Genomic DNA, 2890 nt, shown 5'->3' with positions numbered 1-2890 from the left:
GGGACCATCCCCGCATGCGCGGGGAGCACGCGTGCCGGGGGTGGATGTCCAGAGTCGACCTGGGACCATCCCCGCATGCGCGGGGAGCACGCGGCGGCCTCCAGGGGGCCGGCGTCCAGGGGGGGACCATCCCCGCATGCGCGGGGAGCACTCGGAGCCGGGCAGGACACCGCCGGGAGTCTCGGGACCATCCCCGCATGCGCGGGGAGCACGGCGCCATGCCGAAAGTCCTGCTGCAGATACTGGGACCATCCCCGCATGCGCGGGGAGCACTAGGGACTCCGAGGCCGCAGTGGGTCAGCCGTAGGACCATCCCCGCATGCGCGGGGAGCACGTCTGGAGTGAGCCAGAGCCATTCGAGGTCGAGGGACCATCCCCGCATGCGCGGGGAGCACAGCCCGTACGAGTACCTGGCCATGGCGGAACAGGGACCATCCCCGCATGCGCGGGGAGCACAGGTGCCGAGCTGCGGTGTTAGAGCGGCACAGGGCGGATTTTACTTACTTTGCCAAACTCCGACATATCGACCACCAGGTGCGGTAGGAGACGATCAGCTCGCGAGGTCACCGCACTTCACGGCCTCCACGAACGCGGACCACGTCGTCTGCTCGACCATCAGCACCGCACCGCCGGGCACCTTCGAGTCACGAACCGGCGTGACCGACGGAAGCCCGTCGGCTACCTCCAGGCAGTCACCACCGTTGTCACCGCTGAAGGTGGACTTGCGCCAAACGGTGGCGGCGGGCAGGTGCACCTCGGTCATGTCAGTTCCTTGAGTACGGAGTCGATCAGCGCGACCGACTCATCGGGTGGCAGAGCAGTGGCCTTGAGCAGATCATAGGCTCGCTGCGCTGTCCCCACAGCGTCAGATTCGGCAATCACATGACCGGCCGGAAACCCGTCGGCGTGCACGACGTCGGCACCCTCGTCGAACGACAGGACGCTGTACGGATAGCCCACCGCCGGGTAGCTGGGCGTAGTGCTGGGGATGAACTGAACGACGTGGTGCGGGTTGGTCGCGATGCCGCGCAGCTGCTCGAACTGCGCTGCCATGACCGATGGTTCAGCGATGCCCCGACGCAGTACGGCCTCTTCAAGGATCATCCACAGGCGAGGCGGCTCTTCTCTCGACAGAATCCTCTGCCTCTCCATCCTCGCTGTGACCAGGTCTTCGAGGTTCGGGGGGCGTCGCCCCTGGAAGATCGCCCTCGCGTATCCCTCCGTCTGCACCAGCCCCGGCACGAGGATCGGGTGGTACGCACGAATCATGGTGGCGGCCTGCTCCAGCCGGACGTACGGGCGGAACCAGCTCGGGTAGGCGAACATCAGCACCAGTTCCCACAGCCGCACGAAGCGGCCGTTGGCGTACGGGAAGACCTCGTCGCAGGTCTCCGCGAACTCCCTCGCCGCCACCCGGTCGCCTGACTCAATCTTCGCCACGAGCGAGTACCCGCAGTGCGCCCGCTCCCCCAGCTCGGCACGCGTCATCCGCAACCGTTCGCGCTCCAGCCTCACTTCATACCCGAATGCCTTCAGCGGCGAGGTGTTTCCGCCCTCGGAACCAACCACCGGCGACTCGACCTTCATGACAGTCCCCCACTCTCGGTGGACAGTACGGGCTGTCCAACCTGACTCCCTGGCGCGGCGTGATGGCCGCGAGCAACCATGGAAGCACATGGAGTCACCAGATAGTCCCGTTAGTCGATAAAGAGCGTGATCAGATGATGAACCATCATAAATGTCTCGCGAATTGCCCACTCGTGAACGCCCCGCCCACGGCCGGTGCGCGTCCTCCTGAGGAGCAGCGTTCCGACGATCGCGCATGCTCGGCACCGACGCTCGCAGACCTCGTCGTCCGGAGCGCGTCACTGGGCGCGCAGATCGACGCCCACCTGTCGCGCCTGGAGAAGCGGTGAGCCGGGACGGCCACGGGTACTGGTCCGGGCGACTCCGGCCGCACACCGGGGCCCGCGTCGGCACGGCCAGGCTCCATGCCGAACACCAAGCGCGCCGGGAGTTGTTGTCGCGCCGCCGCCCGCGCCTCGGCGGAGGCGTTCCGTGAGGCCCGCCCGGCGGGTGCACGGTTACTGGGCCGAGACAGTGGCACGGTCCCCGGACTCCGGCGGCGAATGGCATCTGGGCGGATGGTGGACGCCAGGCGCCTGGGGTGCGCTGACCTGGATACGACAGGAAGGGCTGCGGCTCGCGCACACGCTCGGGCCCGGTTGCGACGCCGCATCCGTCTTCCGCGACTGGGCCGACGACAGGGCCTACCTTCGCGTGCAACTGGCGGCGCTGCTCGCCGGTCACCCGGTTTCCGTCAACACCCGTGGCCCGGACCTGATCTGCACCACGGGGCCGGCCGACGGAGGCACCGGGAAAAGCGCCGGACTCGCTGTCGAAGTCCTCTACTCGATCTCCGCCCGCGCCGTCCACCGACGCGCCCACGCACTCCAACTCCCCGGTGCCCACCGTCCGGACGCGACAAGCCCGCCTCCCCCGCCGGCCCACTGAACAACCACCCCGCCTCAATCACACCCGAGGAGCCACCATGTTCGAGGAGATCAGCTTCGCCAACTCCGACCGAGAGGAGGCCGAGGAAGCCGCCCGGGAACTGTTCAACCACGTCAAGAACCTCGGGGTCCGCCTCGACGACATCGATGTCCTCGACCCCTGCGACGGCTGCCGCCGCACCGGCCACCTCGTCCACCTCGGCAACCTCACCACCGACGACATCACCGTTCTCAACACCGCCCTGCGCGCCCACCCCGCCACCGGTCCGGCGCTGGATCGGCGGCGATGACCCTCCCGATCCCCCGCGCCCGCGCCCTCTCCCTCCCGGCCGACCAGATCCACATCGGCGACTACCTGACCCTCGGCGCCCGCGCCA

4 protein-coding genes and 1 CRISPR repeat array are annotated in these 2890 nt (G+C 68.3%); of the genes, 2 read left to right on the top strand and 2 right to left on the bottom strand.

The features are described from left to right. A CRISPR array of direct repeats spans nt 1-456; the repeat unit is 29 nt; unit sequence GGGACCATCCCCGCATGCGCGGGGAGCAC. Between the two features lie 94 nt (nt 457-550). Further along, nucleotides 551-763, bottom strand: a complete 213-nt coding sequence (locus E0D90_RS10230; RefSeq protein ID WP_130797443.1) for a DUF397 domain-containing protein — start codon at nt 761-763, stop codon at nt 551-553. After that, a complete protein-coding gene (locus E0D90_RS10225; RefSeq protein WP_130797442.1) occupies nt 760-1587 on the bottom strand; it encodes a helix-turn-helix domain-containing protein in 828 nt (275 codons plus the stop codon). The genes E0D90_RS10230 and E0D90_RS10225 overlap by 4 nt, the downstream gene beginning before the upstream one ends. Before the next feature lie 471 nt (nt 1588-2058). On the opposite strand from E0D90_RS10225, the gene E0D90_RS10220 reads away from it, so the two are divergent. Both E0D90_RS10220 and E0D90_RS10215 read left to right on the top strand, forming a co-directional pair. Then, complete coding sequence (locus tag E0D90_RS10220; RefSeq protein ID WP_130797441.1) at nt 2059-2514, top strand: hypothetical protein; 456 nt, start codon at nt 2059-2061, stop codon at nt 2512-2514. Between the two features lie 37 nt (nt 2515-2551). Continuing rightward, complete coding sequence (locus tag E0D90_RS10215; protein ID WP_130797440.1) at nt 2552-2803, top strand: hypothetical protein; 252 nt, start codon at nt 2552-2554, stop codon at nt 2801-2803. Nucleotides 2804-2890 lie beyond the last annotated feature (87 nt).

The organism is Streptomyces otsuchiensis (assembly GCF_004305975.1).
GTDB lineage: Bacteria > Actinomycetota > Actinomycetes > Streptomycetales > Streptomycetaceae > Streptomyces > Streptomyces otsuchiensis.
The sequence above is the reverse complement of the archived record's forward strand: the minus strand, read 5'-3'. Positions and strand labels throughout refer to the sequence as shown.

Bases quoted from the DNA above. Each gene is read 5' to 3' on its own strand.
- E0D90_RS10230 (WP_130797443.1), bottom strand. From the start codon at position 763: ATGACCGAGGTGCACCTGCCCGCCGCCACCGTTTGGCGCAAGTCCACC.
- E0D90_RS10225 (WP_130797442.1), bottom strand. From the start codon at position 1,587: ATGAAGGTCGAGTCGCCGGTGGTTGGTTCCGAGGGCGGAAACACCTCG.
- E0D90_RS10215 (WP_130797440.1), top strand. From the start codon at position 2,552: ATGTTCGAGGAGATCAGCTTCGCCAACTCCGACCGAGAGGAGGCCGAG.